The following is a 15,443-nucleotide window of genomic DNA, read 5'->3' as shown; positions in this document are numbered from 1 at the left end:
TCTCGGGATGACTGCTCAGGGCCGCCGTCCAGTGGCATCCGGAGGACACCGCCCACCGCGACCCGGCCCAGCAGGCACTCTTCGACGCCCTGATCCGGCAGGCCGCGGACCGGCGGCCCTGAGCAGTCATCCCGAGATGGCCGCGTGCAGGTTCCTCGCCTCGTGCAGCAGGATGCTCGACCCCTTGCGCGCCGCCAGCTCGGCCAGCCCGAAGACCTCGCCCTTCGCCCCGACGAGCGTGGCCGCCCGGGCCGCCACGCCCAGCAGCTCGCCCAGCCCGGCCCGCGGCCGGTCACCGGGAGCGGGCAGCAGGAGCGGGAGCGCCACTTCGAGCGCCTGCCACACCTCGGCGTGCGCGCCGGCCGCCGTCAGGTCGCCGAGCGCGACGGCGATCCGCTTGAGCACGACGAGGTCGTGCCTGATCAGCTCGGCGAGGGCCCACCCGAGGTCGGCGGCGGGGAACCGGCCGCGCGCGGCCAGGGTGAGCGCCGCGTCGGCCGCCGCCGCCCGCTGCGCGTCGCGCCGGTTCCCCAGCCCGGCGACGACGGCGACCGCGGTGGCCGCGCCCACCGGCCCTTCGCCGTGCGCCACGGCGGCCAGCGCGGCCGTCCTGAAGTCGGTGGCCTCGGCCAGCCAGTTCCTGCAGTGCACGATCCAGGCGGCGACGATCTCCCGGTGCGACGGCAGGATCCACGGCCACCACCGGGCGTCGCTGCGGTAGGAGAGGTAGGCGTGGCGCGGATCGAGCACCCACAGCTCGCTCAGCCAGCCGGGCAGGCCGCCGGGCGCCACGACCGTGGGCTGGAGCCGGTAGGTCCAGCTTCGCGGGTGAAGGTTGTCGCGCTCGTCGTGCAGCTTCCAGTCCACGGCGGGGTCGGGCCACCCGCCGTCGCGCAGCCAGGCGGCCAGCGTACGTCCCGCCTGCGTCGGCAGCTTCCCGGCCCGGGCGGTCAGCTCCTGGTCGACGTCCCTGGGCAGCCGGAGCAGCGCCTGCGCGAAGTCGGCGGGCAGCGGCTCGCGCTCCCCCAGCAGCTCCATCCGCGCCAGCAGGGTCGCCGGGTCGACGTGGCCGGTGCCCGAGGTGGGGGTGGCGAGCAGCGCGGGAATCGTCTCCCCGCGTTCGAGCAGCGCGATCACCTCCTCCAGGCGGCGCCGGACCATGAGCTGGGCCGGCCATTGGCTGGAGCGGTGGTAGGCCATCGTCTCGGTCAGCGACGCGCTCAGCCGCCGGCTCCGCGCGGGCGCCACGGCCGCCACCGCGCAGCGGATGAGCAACGCGTGCACGCCGCGGTCGCCGACGTCACGGTCGAACATCCAGCGGGCGGTGCTGTCCCCAGGAGGCAGGCGCTCCTCCCACCACGGGGTCAGCGCCGCCACCAGGCCGTCGCGGTCGTGGTGTGCCAGGTCGACGATCCCGGCCAGGACGCGTTCGCACCGCCGCGGTTCCTCGTCCCAGCCCAGTTCCCGCAGTTCGGCGACCAGTTCGGCGGGCGAGGCGATCGGCGGCGCGAGCGCGGGCGGCGGCTCGGGCGCGCGCAGGACGGCGGCGGCCGGTCGCTCCGGCTCCGCCCCCGCGATGGGGCCGTAGCAGGCGGCCAGCCGTTCGCGTAAGTCGGCGGGGAGCCGGGCGGCGGACTCGCGGATCGATTCGCGGCCCGGCTCGTCGGCGTGCGCGGCCAGCTTGACGGCGATCCGCACCGCGCGTTCCCGCACGGCGGGGGTGTCCACGTCGAGCAGGGCGGCCAGCGCGGGCACGGCGGCGGCGCTCCTGGGCGCGGGCGTGCGCGCCAGCCAGGCCAGCGCCTGGCGCAGGAACTTCGTCTCCCGCCGGTACGCCAGCGACTCCATGGCCTCGGCGAACGCCTCGTCGTCGAGCAGCCCGGCGGCCTCGGCCCGGCCCAGCTCCGCCAGCACGAGGTCGGCCAGCGGCGTGGCGGCCGACGGCAGCACCCGGACGAGGTCGAGCACCGGAAGTTCCTCGGGCTCCGGCCCGAGCAGCCGCCACAGCCGCACGAACGGCGCGATCTCCCCGGCCGGGCCGCCGGCCAGGAACCGGCCGGCGCAGCCGTCGATCAGCGGGCCGCGCGGCACCCGGCCCTCGTCGGCCAGCACGGCCAGGTCGCCGAGCACGCTCGTGCCCGAGTTCCAGCGCTCGCCGACGGCCAGCGGGCCGGCCACGCCCTGGGCGTGGAACAGCCGCGGCACCATCGGGCCGAGCAGCGGGTCGGCGTCGAGGCCAGGGCCGCCGCGGCTGCGGCGCACGACCAGCCGCCACACCCAGCCGACGACGAAGGCGTCGCCTTCGGGCGGTTCCATGCCGGTGTCGGCCACCAGCGCGGCGACCAGGTCCCAGCCCGGGATGTCCACCCCCCGCCGCTCCCTGCCGGTCGGCGGCCGCAGCCGCTCGGCCAGCCGGGTGGCCAGGTCGCGCCGCCACTCCAGCGGACGGTGGCGCAGCAGCGCCACGATGCGTTCGGCGTCCTGCTCGGGGTGGCGCGGCACGCGCAGTTCCCTGCGGGTCAGCCAGGCCGCCACCTGCTGCGCGCCGGTGAAGCAGGCCGCGCCCGCCAGCCGGTACCCCGACGCCAGCTCCTCGATCTCCCACCGCGCCTCGGCCCCGTCACGCAGTTCCTCGGCCATGTGGCCGGGCAGCTGCAGGGCGACCGCACGGCGGCCCAGGTCGCCGAGCCCGCCGAGGAACGCCGCCAGGTCTTCGTCGTCGCCCTCGTCGATGCGGTCGAGCACCTCGCGCCAGGGGTTCATGCCGCCGCCTCGCGCCGGAGGGCGGGCCCCAACCATGTGATCATGGGCCGGACCCTAGCCGCCGCCTCCGACAATCCGCCGCGTCAAGGAAGCCCCGTCACGGCGGCGCGTCAAGGACGCCCTGTCACGGGCGGCGCGGCGGCCTGATGCCGCGGAACTCCCAGTCGCCGCCGAGCGCCGTGGACAGCACCTCCTCCGACTCCGTGGGCTGCGCGCCGACGTCGGCGCGCACCGGCACGGGACCGGACACGACGTGGTTGCGCAGCCTGCCCAGCCCCTCCACCTCGACCTCCACCACGTCGCCCGGCTGGACCGGCCGCGAGTTGGCCGGGGTGCCGGACAGCAGCACGTCGCCGGGGTGCAGGGTGATGGTGCGGGCGATGTCGGCGACCAGGTAGTGCATGTCCCAGGTCATCTCGTCGGTGGAGCCGTCCTGGGCCAGGCGGCCGTTGACGTACGTGCGCAGGTACTTGCCGCGGAAGTCCCAGCCGGTGACGAGGCCGGGGCCGAGCGGGCACAGCGTGTCGGAGCCCTTGACCCGCAGCATCGAGCCGGCGTCGGTGTCGCGGAAGTCGTGCAGCCCGAAGTCGTTGGCCACCGTGTAGCCGGCGATGTGCTCGGCCGCCTGGTCAGGGGCGATGTTGCGGCAGGTGCTGCCGATGACGATGGCCACCTCGCCCTCGTAGTTGAGCCACTTGCAGCCCTCCGGCCGCACGACCGCGCCGCCATGGGCGTTCAGCGCGGAGGTGGGCTTGTGGAAGTACGTCGGCGCGTCCGGCAGCCTGGCCTGGAACTCCTCGACCCGGCTGCGGTGGTTCAGGTGCACCGCGATGACCTTGGACGGCCGCACCGGCGGCAGGTGCGCGGCCGACTCGGCGGCGACCCGGCGGCCGTCGGGCGAGACGAGCTCGTCGCCCTCCCTGACGACCTGGACGGCGGCGCCGTCGAGCAGGATCCGGCGGTACTCGGTCATGCGGGTGCTCCTCGGGAGGGTCGGGGTGCGGTCCAGCCGCCGGCCGGGCGGTCGAACCAGAGCAGGGCCTGGCCGGTGCCGACGGAGTTCTCGTATTCGCCGTACTGGCGGGCGGGGGCGGTGCAGGCGGACTCGCCGAGCGCGCCGGCCAGCATCAGGTAGTGCGAGAAGCGGGCCTCTGGCTTGAAGCGCCAGAAGTCCGGCATGGTCTCCAGCACCCGGTCGTGGCGGCCGCGCTTGAACCAGGCGATGCGTTCCAGGTCGGCCTCGCGGGCGCCGGCGGAGAAGATGTGGGCCGGGTCGCTGGCCTCGTGGTCGCGCAGCTCGCGCAGCGGCCAGAAGGTGTGTGACAGCGCGCCGGAGGCGATCACCAGCACCTTGCGGTCGGTGGCGGCGATGCCGTCGGCCAGGGCACGGCCCAGGCGCAGGTGGTCCTCCATGTCGCCGGTCTGGCAGACGCCGATGCTCAGCCACCGCTTGCCGGTGAGTCCTTCGCCGAGGTACTTCCACAGGTTGACGGTGGCGTAGTAGATCGGCAGGTAGTCGTCGTCGATGGGGGTGATCCAGGTGCCGTGCCGGCCGGCGAACGAGGCGATTGCGTGGGCCAGCTCGGGGTCGCCGGGGAAGTCGTACGGCATCCTGCACATGCCGCGCGGCAGCTCCTCGGAGGTGTAGAGCCCGGCGCGGCGCCGCTGCGCGGTGACGACGAACTCCACCGTGGTGGCCCAGTGCGAGTCGAGCACCACGACCGTGTCGTAGTCGGCCCGGTCGAACACCTCGGCGCGCAGCTCGCGCAGCCCGGTGACGAGGGTGATCTCCTTGCCCTCGTTCAGCTCCAGGCGGGTCTCGCGCGGCAGCACGATGGTGGGGACGTGGGCGAGCAGGCCCGCGCCGACGATCTCACCCATGGCCGTTCCATCCCTTCGGTGCCCATCCGTTCGGGGCGCTGACGGTGTTCTTGATGTCGCAGTAGAAGTCGAAGCTCCAGTCGCCGCCCTCGCGTCCGACGCCGGACTCCCTGGAGCCGCCGAAGGGCGCCTGGAGGTCGCGGACGAAGAAGCAGTTCACCCAGACGGTCCCGGCGACGAGCCGGGCCGAGACCCGCTCGGCGCGTTCGCGCGAGCCGGTGGCCAGCGTGGCGGCCAGCCCGAAGCGGGTGTCGTTGGCCAGGTCGACGGCCTCGTCCTCGGTGTCGAACGTCTGCAGGGTCAGCACCGGGCCGAACACCTCCTCCTGGACGATCTCGGCGTCCTGGGCGACGCCGGTCAGCAGGGTCGGGCGGTAGTACAGGCCGCCGAGGTCGGCGTTCGGGCCGCCGCCTGTCAGCACCCTGGCGCCGGCGGCGACGGCCCGCCGGACGAAGCCGTCGATCTTCTCGACCTGCCTGGGGTGGATGTTCGGGCCGATGCCGGTGTCCTCGTCGCGCGGGTCGCCCTGCACCAGGGCCGCGGCCCGCTCCAGGAAGCGCCGGGTGAACTCCTCCTCGATCGTGGACTCGACCAGCAGCCTGGTGGCGGCCAGGCAGACCTGGCCGGCGTTGTCGTACTGCTCGATCGCCAGGTCCACGGCGAGGTCGAGGTCGGCGTCGGCGAAGATCAGCAGGGGTGACTTGCCGCCGAGTTCGAGGCTGAGCGGGGTGAGGTTGGGCGCGGCGGTGGTGGCGATGCGGCGGGCGGTCGGCACCGATCCGGTGAAGCTGATGCGCCTGATGCCGGGGTGCTCGACCAGCGCGGTGCCGGCTTCGGCGCCGTACCCCTGGACCACGTTGAGCACGCCGGGCGGCAGCCCGGCCGCGGCGGCGATGTCGCACAGCAGTGAGGCGGTCAGCGGCGACCACTCGGCGGGCTTGAGCACGACGGTGTTCCCGGCCGCCAGGGCGGGCGCGGTCTTCCAGGTGGCCAGCATCAGCGGCGCGTTCCACGGGGTGATGAGCGCGCACGGGCCGGCCGGGTCCCAGGTGACGTGGTTGGTGTGGCCGCGGGTGTCGAAGTCTTCACGGCCGAGGTCGAGGAGCCAACCGGCGAAGAAGCGGAAGTTGTGCGCGACGCGCGGCATCACGCCGCGCCGGTGCGAGCGCAGCAGCGCCCCGTTGTCGAGGGTCTCGACGAGGGCGAGCTCCTCCAGGCGTGCCTCGACGCCGTCGGCGACGGCGTTCAGCACGGCGGCGCGCTCCGCGCGCGAGGTGGCGGCCCAGCCGGGGAAGGCCGCCCGCGCGGCGGTCACGGCCGCGTCGACCTCGGCGGGTCCGCCGCGGGAGATCTCGCCGAGTACGGCGCCGTCGATGGGCGAGACGTCGGTGAACGTGGCCGCGGAGGCGACGCGGCGGCCGCCGATCCAGTGCCGGGTGTCCACGGCGACGCCGCCGACGGTGATGTGTTCGGACATGTCACGTGCTCCAAGTCGGAAAGAGGGGGCTACTCGGCGCCCGAGGTGCCGGACTCCAGCAGGGTGCCGCCGTCCCAGACGACGCCGACCTGCCGGTAGTAGGCGCCGATCGGCTCGCGGATCTCCAGGCGGGCCAGCTCCTCGGTGGGCGCGTCGAACAGCTCCAGGTCGGCCTCGCCCGCCCACGGCTGCCCGCCCTCGAAGGCGGCGGCGCCGGATTCGACCAGTTCGTCCAGGGCCAGGCCGCCGTTCTTGCCGATGGCGGGCAGCCAGCGGTGGTGCGCCATCGGGTGGCCGTTGACGAAGCCGTTGCTCTCGGCGGGGCCGTGCAGCGTCACGACGGCCTGGGCCAGGCGGCGGTCGGCGGCGGCCAGCGTGGCGCCGAAGCGGGCGCCCGGCTCCAGGCGTGGCGCGGGCCCGTACGGGTGCGGCCTGGTCAGGTGGATGGAGCCGAGCTTCTTGGGATAGCCCTGGTGCAGGCCGCGGGCGATCGCGAAGTCCTTGTCCACCCAGATGTAGACGCACCGGGAGTAGGTCCGGCCCCGGTAGGAGCAGCGGACCACGGCGAAGGCCTCCTTGTACTGGGCGCGCACCGGGTCGAGCAGTTCCTCGCGCGAGTCGCCGCAGGACTGCCAGTCGGCCCAGATGAGGGCGACCGCGCCGGGGTCGTCGGCGGCGAGTTCCAGCGGCGCGGGCAGCAGCTCGCGCACCCGGGCCGGGTCGGTGCGGTACTCGACGGTGAGCAGGTCGCCCGAGTAGTGCCACGGCGGCGCCGGGACGAGGGACGAGCGGCCGGTGGCCGTCTTGGGGTGGAAGTAGCCGCGGACGCCGGCCAAGGTGGTCCTCCTCGAAATCGTTTGGCTCCAAATAAAATAGGAACAAGCAGGGCCGCGGTCAACACTTGCGGCGATTGCTCGGCGACCATTACGTTTGGGTTCAAACGATTTTGCCCGTCCGCCCGAGGAGAACACCGGTGAGCGGCCACGCCTCCCCCCTGGTCCGGCAGCACCTCGACCGTCTGGCCGAGCAGCACGTCGACGTCGTGCGCGTGATCTACCCCGACCTGACCGGGACCGACCGCGCCCGCGACGTCCTGCTGGACCACCTGCCGTCCGCCTGCGAGCACGGGCTGGCCTTCTGCCGGGCGGTGTACCACACCACCCCGCGCGGCGAGACCGTGGACATCGCCGGCGGCCTGGACGCGGGACTGCCCGACGTCGCCGTCATCCCCGACCTGGCCACGCTGGCCCCGCTGCCGTGGGAGCCCGGGGTGGCCTGGTGCCACGCCGACGTCATCGACCCCGTCACCGGCGGCCCCGCCCCGGAGTCCCCGCGTGACCTGCTGCGCGGCGTCCTGGCCCGGTGCGCCGAGCACGGGCTGCGCCCGGTCGTCGGGCCGGAGCTGGAGTACTTCCTGTGCGACCCGGCGCCCGGCGGCGGCTGGCGGCGCTACGCCGAGGCGCCCGGCAACGTCTACACCGCGGGACGGCGCGGCGACCCCGACGGCCACCTCATCAGGACCCTGCGCCACCTGCGCGACCTCGGTGTCGGCGCGGCGGCGGGCAACCACGAGTTCAGCAGCGGCCAGTTCGAGATCAACCTGGTGCACTCGGCCGCGCTCGACGCCGCCGACCGGGCGTTCTGGTTCAAGTCGGCGATCAAGGAGCTGGCCCGCATCGAGGGCAGGCTGGCCACGTTCATGGCCAAGCCGTTCAACGACGAGGGCGGCTCCGGCTTCCACCTGCACCTGTCGTGCGAGGACGCCGACGGGCGCAACGCCTTCGACGACCCGGCCGGGCCGCACGGGCTGTCGGCCACCGCCAGGCACGCCATCGCGGGCGTGCTCGCGCACGCGCCGGCGCTGGCCGCGCTGGCCAATCCGACGATCAACTCGTACAAGCGCTTCGGCCCGGACACGCTGGCCCCGTGGCTGATCGACTGGGGTCTCGACAACCGCAGCGCGATGATCCGCGTGCCCCCGGAGCGGGGCGCGGGCGCCCGGTTCGAGCTGCGGCTCGGCGACGCGAGCGCCAACCCGTACCTGCTGATCGCCGGGACCGCGGCGGCGGCGCTGCTGGGCGTGCGCGCGGCCGAGGAGCCGCCCGCGCCCCTGGTCGGCTACGGCTACGACCGGACCAAGGCGCCGGTGCTGCCGATGACCCTGACCGACGCGCTGGCCGCCTTCGAGGCCGACACCGCGCTGATCGAGCTGCTCGGCAAGGACTTCGCGGCGGCCTTCCTGGCCTACAAGCGCGACGAGATCGCCCGCTTCCAGCGGCACGTCACCGACTGGGAGTTCGCCGAGTACAGCTACCACCTGTGAGCCGAGCACAGCCGCAGCCTGTGACCTGAGCACGGCCACCGCTTGTGCCCCGAGCGCAGCCACCGCCACCGGCTGTGACCCGCAGACCCCGGGCGCCCGTTCTCCTCCCGTAGGGGCGCCCGGCCTTCTCCCCGGGCGGCCACGGCATCCGGACGGGCCGCCCCGCCCCCTGGAGGCCGCCACCCTTCACCTCCGGGGTAACGCTCGAGGGCCGCCGGTTCCCGACCGGCGGCCCTCGACGCGTTTCACCCGCCGGTCACTCGACGGCGCGCTGCGCCAGCTCGTCCGCCATGGCGATGATCTCCGGGTGGTAGCCGGCCTTCTCCCCCGGCGTGTAGCGCACCCAGCCGAGCCCGTGCCGGTAGGGGAAGGCGCCGCGCCGCTCGCGCAGCTCCCAGTCCACCGGGCCGCCGTGGTCGTACCCGGCGCTGATGCCGGTGAACGGGGCCATCCCGAGCAGTTGCGGCACCCCGGCCAGCTTGATCAGCGGCCGCTCCCCCGCCAGCACCTCGATGTCCCAGCGCATCTCGGGCAGCGCGGTGAAGCGGGCCTCGATCGTCACCGGGCCGCCGGGCAGCGGCCCCGACGCGCGCAGCGGCAGGCCGTAGGCGTTGTAGGTCAGCCGCAGCTCGCCGTCCTCGACGTAGAGCAGGTAGCCGCCGCCCTGGTCGCCGTGCGCGACGATCACGCCTTCCTGGCCCGGGCCGCACTCCAGCGCCGCCTCGACGGTGAACGAGCGCAGCGAGGTCAGCTTGGCCGAGCGGAAGCGCTCCAGCGCCGGGCCGCCGGGGCGGAGCGTGACCGGCCTGGACAGCTCCAGCTCGGTGGCGGGCCTGGTGAGCAGCATGTCGCCGGTGTCGTCGAGCGGGAAGACCGTGTTCAGCCAGGCCGCCTCGCGCCACTTCGCGGCCAGCTCGGCCACCCGCTCCGGCTGCTCGGCGGCCAGGTCGGTGGTCTCGGCCGGGTCGGCGGCCAGGTCGTACAGCTCCCAGCCGTCCTCGCGGAACGGCTCGCCGGGCAGGCGCGGGGAGATGATCTTGAAGTGGCCGGCGAAGTAGCCGCGCTGGCCGCCGCACTCGACGTACTGCGAGCGGTGCAGGCCGGCCAGCGCGCCGTCGCGCAGCAGGTGGCCGAAGGAGACGCCGTCCTGCTCGCGCGCCGCCGCGCCGGCGCGCTCGGCCTGGCGGTCCACCCCGGCCAGGGCCAGCAGCGTGGGCGCGACGTCCGTCACGTACGCGTACTGCGCCCGCACCCCGTCGTCCCCGTCGGCCCTGGGCAGCCCGGCCGGCCAGGACAGCACGAACGGCACGTGCACCCCGCCCGCGTACGCGTGCCCCTTGTAGAGCCGGAACGGCGTGTTCGACACGTGCGCCCAGCCGCGCGGGTAGTGCCCGTGCACCTGGGGGCCGCCGAGGAGGCCGAGGTCGCGCGGCACGTCGGGACACCAGTCCGCGGGCAGTCCGGCCAGGTGCACGAAGCGGCTGAAGTAGCTGCGCGTGCCCTCCACGCCGCCTTCGCCGGTGGCGCCGTTGTCGCTGGTCACCACGATGATCGTGTTCTCGTGCTCGCCGATGCGCCTCAGGTGGTCCACCAGCCGGCCCAGGCTCTGGTCCACGGCGTCCACGGCGGCGGCGTACACCTCCATGTGCCGGGCGTACAGCTCGCGCTGTTCGGCGCTCAGCTCGTCCCACGACGGGACGCCCAGCGTCTCGTCCGGTCCGGAGCCGGAGGCGGCGGTGCCTTCGGGGAAGAGCCCGTCGCGGAGCTGGCGGGCGAAGCGCTCCTCGCGGACGCGGTGCCAGCCGGCGTCGTAGCGGCCGCGGTACTTGGCGATGTCGGCCGGTTTGGCCTGCACCGGGCCGTGCACGGCGTGGTGGGCGAAGTAGAGGAAGAACGGCTTGCCGGCGTCGTTGGCGCGCAGGCCGTCGATCATGTCGATGGCCCGGTCGGTCAGCTCGTCGGTGAGGTAGCCGCCGGCCGGCCGGTCCTCGTCGCGGACCGGGCTGTTGTCGCTGATCAGGCGGTGCGGGTGGAACAGCGAGGTGAAGCCGTCCATGGAGCCGTAGTAGCGGTCGAAGCCGCGCTGCACCGGCCAGGAGCTCTTGTCCGCGCCGTCGTGCAGCTTCGACTCGATGGTCAGGTGCCACTTGCCGACCATGAACGTGGCGTACCCGCCGGCCCGGAACGACTCGGCCAGCGTCGGCACGTCACGCGGGATCTCCAGCTGGTAGCCGGGGTAGCCGGGGTCCACGTGCGCGACCGTGGCGAACCCGGCGCGGTGCGGGTTGAGCCCGGTCATCAGCGCGGCGCGCGAGGGCGAGCAGAGCGGGGTGCTGTGGTAGTTGGTCAGCCGGTAGCCGGTCTCGGCCAGGGCCTGGACGTGCGGGGTGTCGATCTCCGCGCCGAACGGCGACAGGTCGCTGAAGCCGAGGTCGTCGACCAGGACGACGATCACGTTCGGCGCGCCTGGCCTGGCCCGGTGGCGCGGCGGCCACCACGGCTCGGACTGCGACGCCAGTTCCCTGACGGTCCCGCCGAACCCCTCGTAGCCGCGGCTGCGCACGCCTTCCGGCGCCCCGCCGGGGACCTGGTCCCCGGCGGGCGTGGGTGCCTGAGCCGTCACGGACCCTCCGGGTCGACGACGTCCTGGTCGGCCCACAGCGGCGCGACGCGGGCGCGCAACTCCTCCGCGCCGACCCGGTCCACCAGGTCGACCGCCGCCAGGTTGTCCCTGAGCTGCTCGATGCTGGTCGCGCCGAACAGCGTGGTGGTGTTGGCCGGGTGGGTGAGCGTGAACGCCACGCACAGCTGCGCGGGCGTCGCGCCCAGCTCGGCGGCGATCCGCCGCAGCTCGGCCGCGGAGAGCGCGATGCGCTCCCTGATCTCGCCGGGGTCGCGGCCGACCTGCCGGTCGATGCCCTTGCCCAGCAGCACGCCGCCCTCCAGCACGTCGGAGGACTGCAGGGTCACGCCCTGGCCGAAGATCTTGGCGAACGGCCGGCCGTCGGGGATCGAGCGCCGGGAGACGCTGTACTTGAGCTGCGCGATGGCCGGCCCCTCGACGCCTTCGCCGGCGGCCGCGTCGATCAGGGTCTGGACGTTCGAGGCCGACCAGTTGTTCACCCCCCAGCTCCTGATGAGCCCGGCGGTGCGCAGCCCGTGCAGGTCCATGACCAGCTCGTGCAGGTCGACGCCGTCGTGGCGCAGGTCGCCGAGCACCACCAGGTCGGCGTGCTCGACGCCGGCCCGGAACAGCGCGTTCTCCAGCTGGGCGCGCAGGCTCTGCTGCGGATAGCCCTCCAGCCACAGCTTGGACGACAGCAGGTAGTCCTCGCGGCGCAGCCCGGCGGCCCGCACCAGCGCGGAGAAGATGACGTCCGTGAAGACGGGCGGCATGCCGGGGAAGCCGTAGACGCCGACGTCGAACAGGTCGATTCCGGCGTCGACGGCCTCGCGGATCATGTCGACCGCGTCGTGGAAGTGCATGCGGTCGTAGGTGTGCCAGGAGCCGAGTGCCAGCACTCCGGTCTCCGGCCCGTCGCGGCCGATGCGGCGGCGGGGGATGGCGGTCTTCATGCGGTTCACTCCAGATCGGTCACGGCAGGCGGGGGTCGATGACGGCCTTGATCTGGCCGAGTTCGGCCATCGAGGCCACGCAGGCGCTCGCCTCGGACAGCCCGACCGGCTTGCTGAACAGCTCGTCCCAGGGCATGCGGTCGGCGAACGTGCGGAAGAAGCCGATGGCGCGGTGGTAGTCGGAGATGTCGCCGTTGAGCGAGCCGAGCACGGTCAGCTCCTTGCCCATCACCGCGCCCAGCGGCACCGGCGCGAGCTCGAACCCGGTCGAGCCGACGACCACGAACGTGCCGCGCTGGGCGGCGACGGCCACCGCCTCCTCGGCCACGGTGGGCGCGCCGGCCAGGTCGAAGACGTAGTCGGCGCCACGTTCGCCGACCGCCTCCCTGATGGCGGCGACGCGTTCGTCCTTGGTCAGGCCGGCGGAGACCGTCGCGTCGGCGCCGAAGCGGCGGGCGGCGGCCAGCCGGTCGTCCGGGCCGCCCACGGTGACGACCGTGCCGGCGCCGGCGATCCTGGCGACGGCGGTGGCGAAGATGCCGAGCGCGCCCGCGCCCTGCACCACCACGGTCGATCCGGTGCGGATGCCGCCCGCCCGGTCGACCGCGCGCAGCACGGTCTTGGCCGCGCAGCCGGACATCGACGCCCAGGTGTCCTTGACGTCCTCGGGCAGCAGCAGCTTGGCCGCGCCCGGCGTCACGTAGCAGTATTCGGCCAGGCCGCCGATGGCGTACGGCGGCCGGTCGGAGCGCTGCATGAAGCCGTAGCCGCGGCTGGCGCAGGCGACGGGCTCGCGCAACACGGCGCAACCGTGGCATCGTCCGCAGGTGGACTCCGACCAGCCGATGCGGTCCCCGGGCGCGACCGGGCGGCCGAGCGCGTCGGTCGTGCCCGGGCCGGCCGCGACGACCTCGCCGACCATCTCGTGGCCGAGGATCATCGGCAGCATGCCGGGGAAGGTCATCTGGCCGGTCCAGAGGTGGACGTCGGTGCCGCACAAGGTGGTGCAGGTGATGCGGACCAGGGCGGCGCCCGGCTCGATCTCCTCGGGGAGCGGTACGTCCTGCAGGTCGAGTGGCCGCCCGTGCTCGGTCAGTACGGCGGCAGCAGTTTGCGTAGGCATAGTCACCTTCATGGCTTTCAACCGTTGAGTGTGGTTAATCTACACTCGTTGACAAATAATTACAGCCCCTTGGAGGCTCCACGGTGTCAGCGGACCACCCCCCAGCCGATCTCGTCGCGCTCGGCGGCCACGTGCTCACCTTCGACCCGGCCGACACCCGCGCGACGGCGCTGGCCGTACGCGACGGGCGTGTCACGACGACCGGGACGGACGCGGCGGCCGCCGCCCAGATCGGCCCCGCCACCCAGGTGCTCGACCTGGCCGGGCGCACCCTGATGCCCGGCATCAACGACTCGCACCTGCACGCCACCTGGTTAGGCGCGGTCTGGCCCGACACGCTCATCAGCGAGAAGGGCCTGTCCGGGCACCCCGGACGGCTGATCGGCGGCGAGGAGGAACGGCGCGCGGCCATCCTGCGGGCCGGGCGGATCTGCGCCTCGCTCGGCATCACCAGCTACACCGAGCCCGGCCTCGGCCCCGGCGAGGACGACGGCGAGACCGGCTGCTTCTCGCAGGCCGTCCTGGACACCTACACGGCGCTCGCCGCGGCGGGCGAGCTGTCGGCGCGCGTGACGGTGCTGCGGCTGTTCGGCGTCCTCGACGGCCCGAGCACGCTGGCGGACGTCACGCGCGGCCTGCGCACCGGAGCGCCCGCCACCGATCCCGAGTGGCTCAACGTGGCCGGCGTCAAGATCTTCGCCGACGGCATCCCGCCCATGCGCTCGGCCTGGACCTGCCACCGCTACCCCGACGGCTCGCACGGCTCCCTGCTGGTCGACGGCGCCGACGAGGCGGCGCGCGAGCGCAGCCTGCGCACCATGATCGAGCTGGCGCACCGGGCCGGGCTGCAGGCCGGCGTGCACGCCACCGGCGACAGGTCGATCGGCGCGGTCATCGACGCGGTCGCGGACGCGCTCGCCGACGACCCCGATCGCGCGGGCGCCGCGCGTCACTACGTCATCCACGGCGACCTGGTCACCCCCGAGCAGGTCGCCAGGATGGCCCGGCTCGGCATCGGGCTCACCACCCAGCCGGTGATCGCCCAGGCCACCGCGGGCATGGTGGCCGGGGCGCTGGGCGCGGACGTGGCCGGCTCGGCCTGGCCGCTGGCCGCGCTGCTGGACGGCGCGGTGCCGTTCACGCTGAGCAGCGACGCCCCGGTGACCACGCCGGACTGGCGGGTGCAGATCGCCGCCGCGGCCGGGCTGCTCGGCGAGCGGGCCGCCCGCCCCGGCCTGATGACCAGGCTGCTGCGCTGCTACACCACCGCACCCGCCGCGCAGGACGGCGCGGAGTCCTGGAAGGGCTCGCTGGAGCCCGGCAAGGTGGCCGACTTCTGCGTGCTCGCGCACGACCCACTGACCGTCACCCCGGCGGACCTGCCCGAGGTGGCGGTGGACGCGACCGTGGTGGACGGCCGGGTGGTGTACGTCCGCGACGGCGTCCGGCTGGACTGACGCCGGGCGCGACCGGGCGGGATCCACCCGGTCGCACTCGGTCACGCCTTGTGCACCCGTCACATGAGGAGCTGGCCGCCGTCCACCTGGAGGGTGACGCCGGTGATGTGGCGGGCGCCGTCGGAGGCGAGGAAGACGACGGCGGGCACGATGTCCGCCACCTGGGCGATCGACCCGAGCGGGATGCGCGACTCCCACATCTTGCGTGCCGTGTCGTCGGTGGCGAACATGGCGGTCATCGGCGTGAGCACCGGCCCCGGCGCCACGCCGTTGACGCGGATGCCGTGCGGGGCCAGCTCGATCCCGGCCGACCTGGTCAGCGCGTCGATGGCGGCCTTGGTCGCCTCGTAGTGTCCGAGGCCGGGCGTGGGCTGGCGGGCGCCGATCGAGGAGACGTTCACCATGCAGCCGCGCACGCCGCGCTCCACCATGTGCGCGCCGACGGCCCTGGTCATGAGGAACGTGCCGCGGAAGTTGACCCGGGCGCAGGAGTCGAACACGTCGACGTCCAGGCCAATGAGCGGGCCGCCGCCGGCGGTGTGGCCGGCGTTGTTGACCAGCACGTCGATCGTGCCGTGCCGGTCGGCCACCGCGGCGACCGCGGCCTCGACGGAGGCGGCGTCGCCCACGTCCACCCGCACGTGGTCGCCGCCGAGCTCGTCGGCGGCGGCGCGGGCGCGGGCCTCGTCGATGTCGGCGACGACGACCCGGTCGCCGGCGGCCGCGAAGGCATCGGCCACGCCGTGGCCGATGCCGCTGGCGCCGCCGGTCACGAGCACGGTCCTGGGGGTCGCCTGGGCGGCGGAAGCTTGGCTCATGAGGATTCCTGTTCACTGACCGGCC

The 15,443-nt window shown here is 74.2% G+C and carries 11 protein-coding genes; 2 read left to right on the top strand and 9 right to left on the bottom strand.

Translation table 11 applies throughout. The features are described from left to right. Positions 1-126 precede the first annotated feature (126 nt). The 5 genes from HII36_RS31835 to HII36_RS31815 all read right to left on the bottom strand — a co-directional run bounded on the left by HII36_RS31835 (position 127) and on the right by HII36_RS31815 (position 6,957). Positions 127-2,763, bottom strand: coding sequence for a DUF6493 family protein (locus HII36_RS31835; RefSeq protein ID WP_173526985.1), 2,637 nt, complete (start codon positions 2,761-2,763; stop codon positions 127-129). Positions 2,764-2,887: 124 nt separating this feature from the next. Beyond that, positions 2,888-3,736, bottom strand: a complete 849-nt coding sequence (locus HII36_RS31830; RefSeq protein WP_173526984.1) for a fumarylacetoacetate hydrolase family protein — start codon at positions 3,734-3,736, stop codon at positions 2,888-2,890. After that, a complete protein-coding gene (locus HII36_RS31825) occupies positions 3,733-4,644 on the bottom strand; it encodes a 3,4-dihydroxyphenylacetate 2,3-dioxygenase (RefSeq protein ID WP_173526983.1) in 912 nt (303 codons plus the stop codon). The genes HII36_RS31830 and HII36_RS31825 overlap by 4 nt, the downstream gene beginning before the upstream one ends. Beyond that, positions 4,637-6,121 carry an aldehyde dehydrogenase gene (locus HII36_RS31820; RefSeq protein ID WP_173526982.1) on the bottom strand — a complete coding sequence of 495 codons (1,485 nt, stop codon included), beginning with the start codon at positions 6,119-6,121 and terminating at the stop codon, positions 4,637-4,639. Before HII36_RS31820 ends, HII36_RS31825 begins: the two co-directional genes overlap by 8 nt. Positions 6,122-6,150: 29 nt before the next feature. Then, positions 6,151-6,957: an acetoacetate decarboxylase family protein gene (locus tag HII36_RS31815; RefSeq protein ID WP_173526981.1), complete on the bottom strand. Its 807-nt coding sequence runs from the start codon at positions 6,955-6,957 to the stop codon at positions 6,151-6,153. 137 nt (positions 6,958-7,094) lie between these two features. Between HII36_RS31815 and HII36_RS31810 the strand changes: the two genes are divergently transcribed. Further along, on the top strand, positions 7,095-8,444 hold the full coding sequence (locus HII36_RS31810; protein ID WP_173526980.1) for a glutamine synthetase family protein: 1,350 nt from the start codon (positions 7,095-7,097) through the stop codon (positions 8,442-8,444). A gap of 256 nt (positions 8,445-8,700) precedes the next feature. Here HII36_RS31810 and HII36_RS31805 read toward each other — a convergent pair whose 3' ends face one another. The 3 genes from HII36_RS31805 to HII36_RS31795 are packed head-to-tail and all read right to left on the bottom strand — an operon-like array spanning position 8,701 to position 13,143. After that, entirely contained in the window at positions 8,701-11,067 is a 2,367-nt protein-coding gene (locus HII36_RS31805) for an arylsulfatase (protein ID WP_217370216.1), read from the bottom strand. Next, positions 11,064-12,020, bottom strand: a complete 957-nt coding sequence (locus HII36_RS31800) for an aldo/keto reductase (RefSeq protein WP_173526979.1) — start codon at positions 12,018-12,020, stop codon at positions 11,064-11,066. The genes HII36_RS31805 and HII36_RS31800 overlap by 4 nt, the downstream gene beginning before the upstream one ends. Before the next feature lie 19 nt (positions 12,021-12,039). Further along, positions 12,040-13,143, bottom strand: coding sequence for a zinc-binding dehydrogenase (locus HII36_RS31795; RefSeq protein ID WP_173526978.1), 1,104 nt, complete (start codon positions 13,141-13,143; stop codon positions 12,040-12,042). Between the two features lie 83 nt (positions 13,144-13,226). Between HII36_RS31795 and HII36_RS31790 the strand changes: the two genes are divergently transcribed. Next, complete coding sequence (locus HII36_RS31790) at positions 13,227-14,600, top strand: amidohydrolase (RefSeq protein WP_328807976.1); 1,374 nt, start codon at positions 13,227-13,229, stop codon at positions 14,598-14,600. A gap of 59 nt (positions 14,601-14,659) precedes the next feature. Here the strand turns inward: HII36_RS31790 and HII36_RS31785 are convergent, their stop codons facing one another. Then, on the bottom strand, positions 14,660-15,418 hold the full coding sequence (locus HII36_RS31785) for an SDR family NAD(P)-dependent oxidoreductase (protein ID WP_173526977.1): 759 nt from the start codon (positions 15,416-15,418) through the stop codon (positions 14,660-14,662). Between the last annotated feature and the right edge of the window lie 25 nt (positions 15,419-15,443).

The organism is Nonomuraea antri, assembly GCF_013283785.1.
Classification (GTDB): domain Bacteria; phylum Actinomycetota; class Actinomycetes; order Streptosporangiales; family Streptosporangiaceae; genus Nonomuraea; species Nonomuraea antri.
The sequence above is the reverse complement of the archived record's forward strand: the minus strand, read 5'-3'. Positions and strand labels throughout refer to the sequence as shown.

Coding starts and splice junctions, on each gene's coding strand:
- HII36_RS31785 (WP_173526977.1), bottom strand. CDS start 15,418: ATGAGCCAAGCTTCCGCCGCCCAGGCGACCCCCAGGACCGTGCTCGTG.
- HII36_RS31820 (WP_173526982.1), bottom strand. CDS start 6,121: ATGTCCGAACACATCACCGTCGGCGGCGTCGCCGTGGACACCCGGCAC.
- HII36_RS31825 (WP_173526983.1), bottom strand. CDS start 4,644: ATGGGTGAGATCGTCGGCGCGGGCCTGCTCGCCCACGTCCCCACCATC.
- HII36_RS31830 (WP_173526984.1), bottom strand. CDS start 3,736: ATGACCGAGTACCGCCGGATCCTGCTCGACGGCGCCGCCGTCCAGGTC.
- HII36_RS31835 (WP_173526985.1), bottom strand. CDS start 2,763: ATGAACCCCTGGCGCGAGGTGCTCGACCGCATCGACGAGGGCGACGAC.
- HII36_RS31800 (WP_173526979.1), bottom strand. CDS start 12,020: ATGAAGACCGCCATCCCCCGCCGCCGCATCGGCCGCGACGGGCCGGAG.
- HII36_RS31795 (WP_173526978.1), bottom strand. CDS start 13,143: ATGCCTACGCAAACTGCTGCCGCCGTACTGACCGAGCACGGGCGGCCA.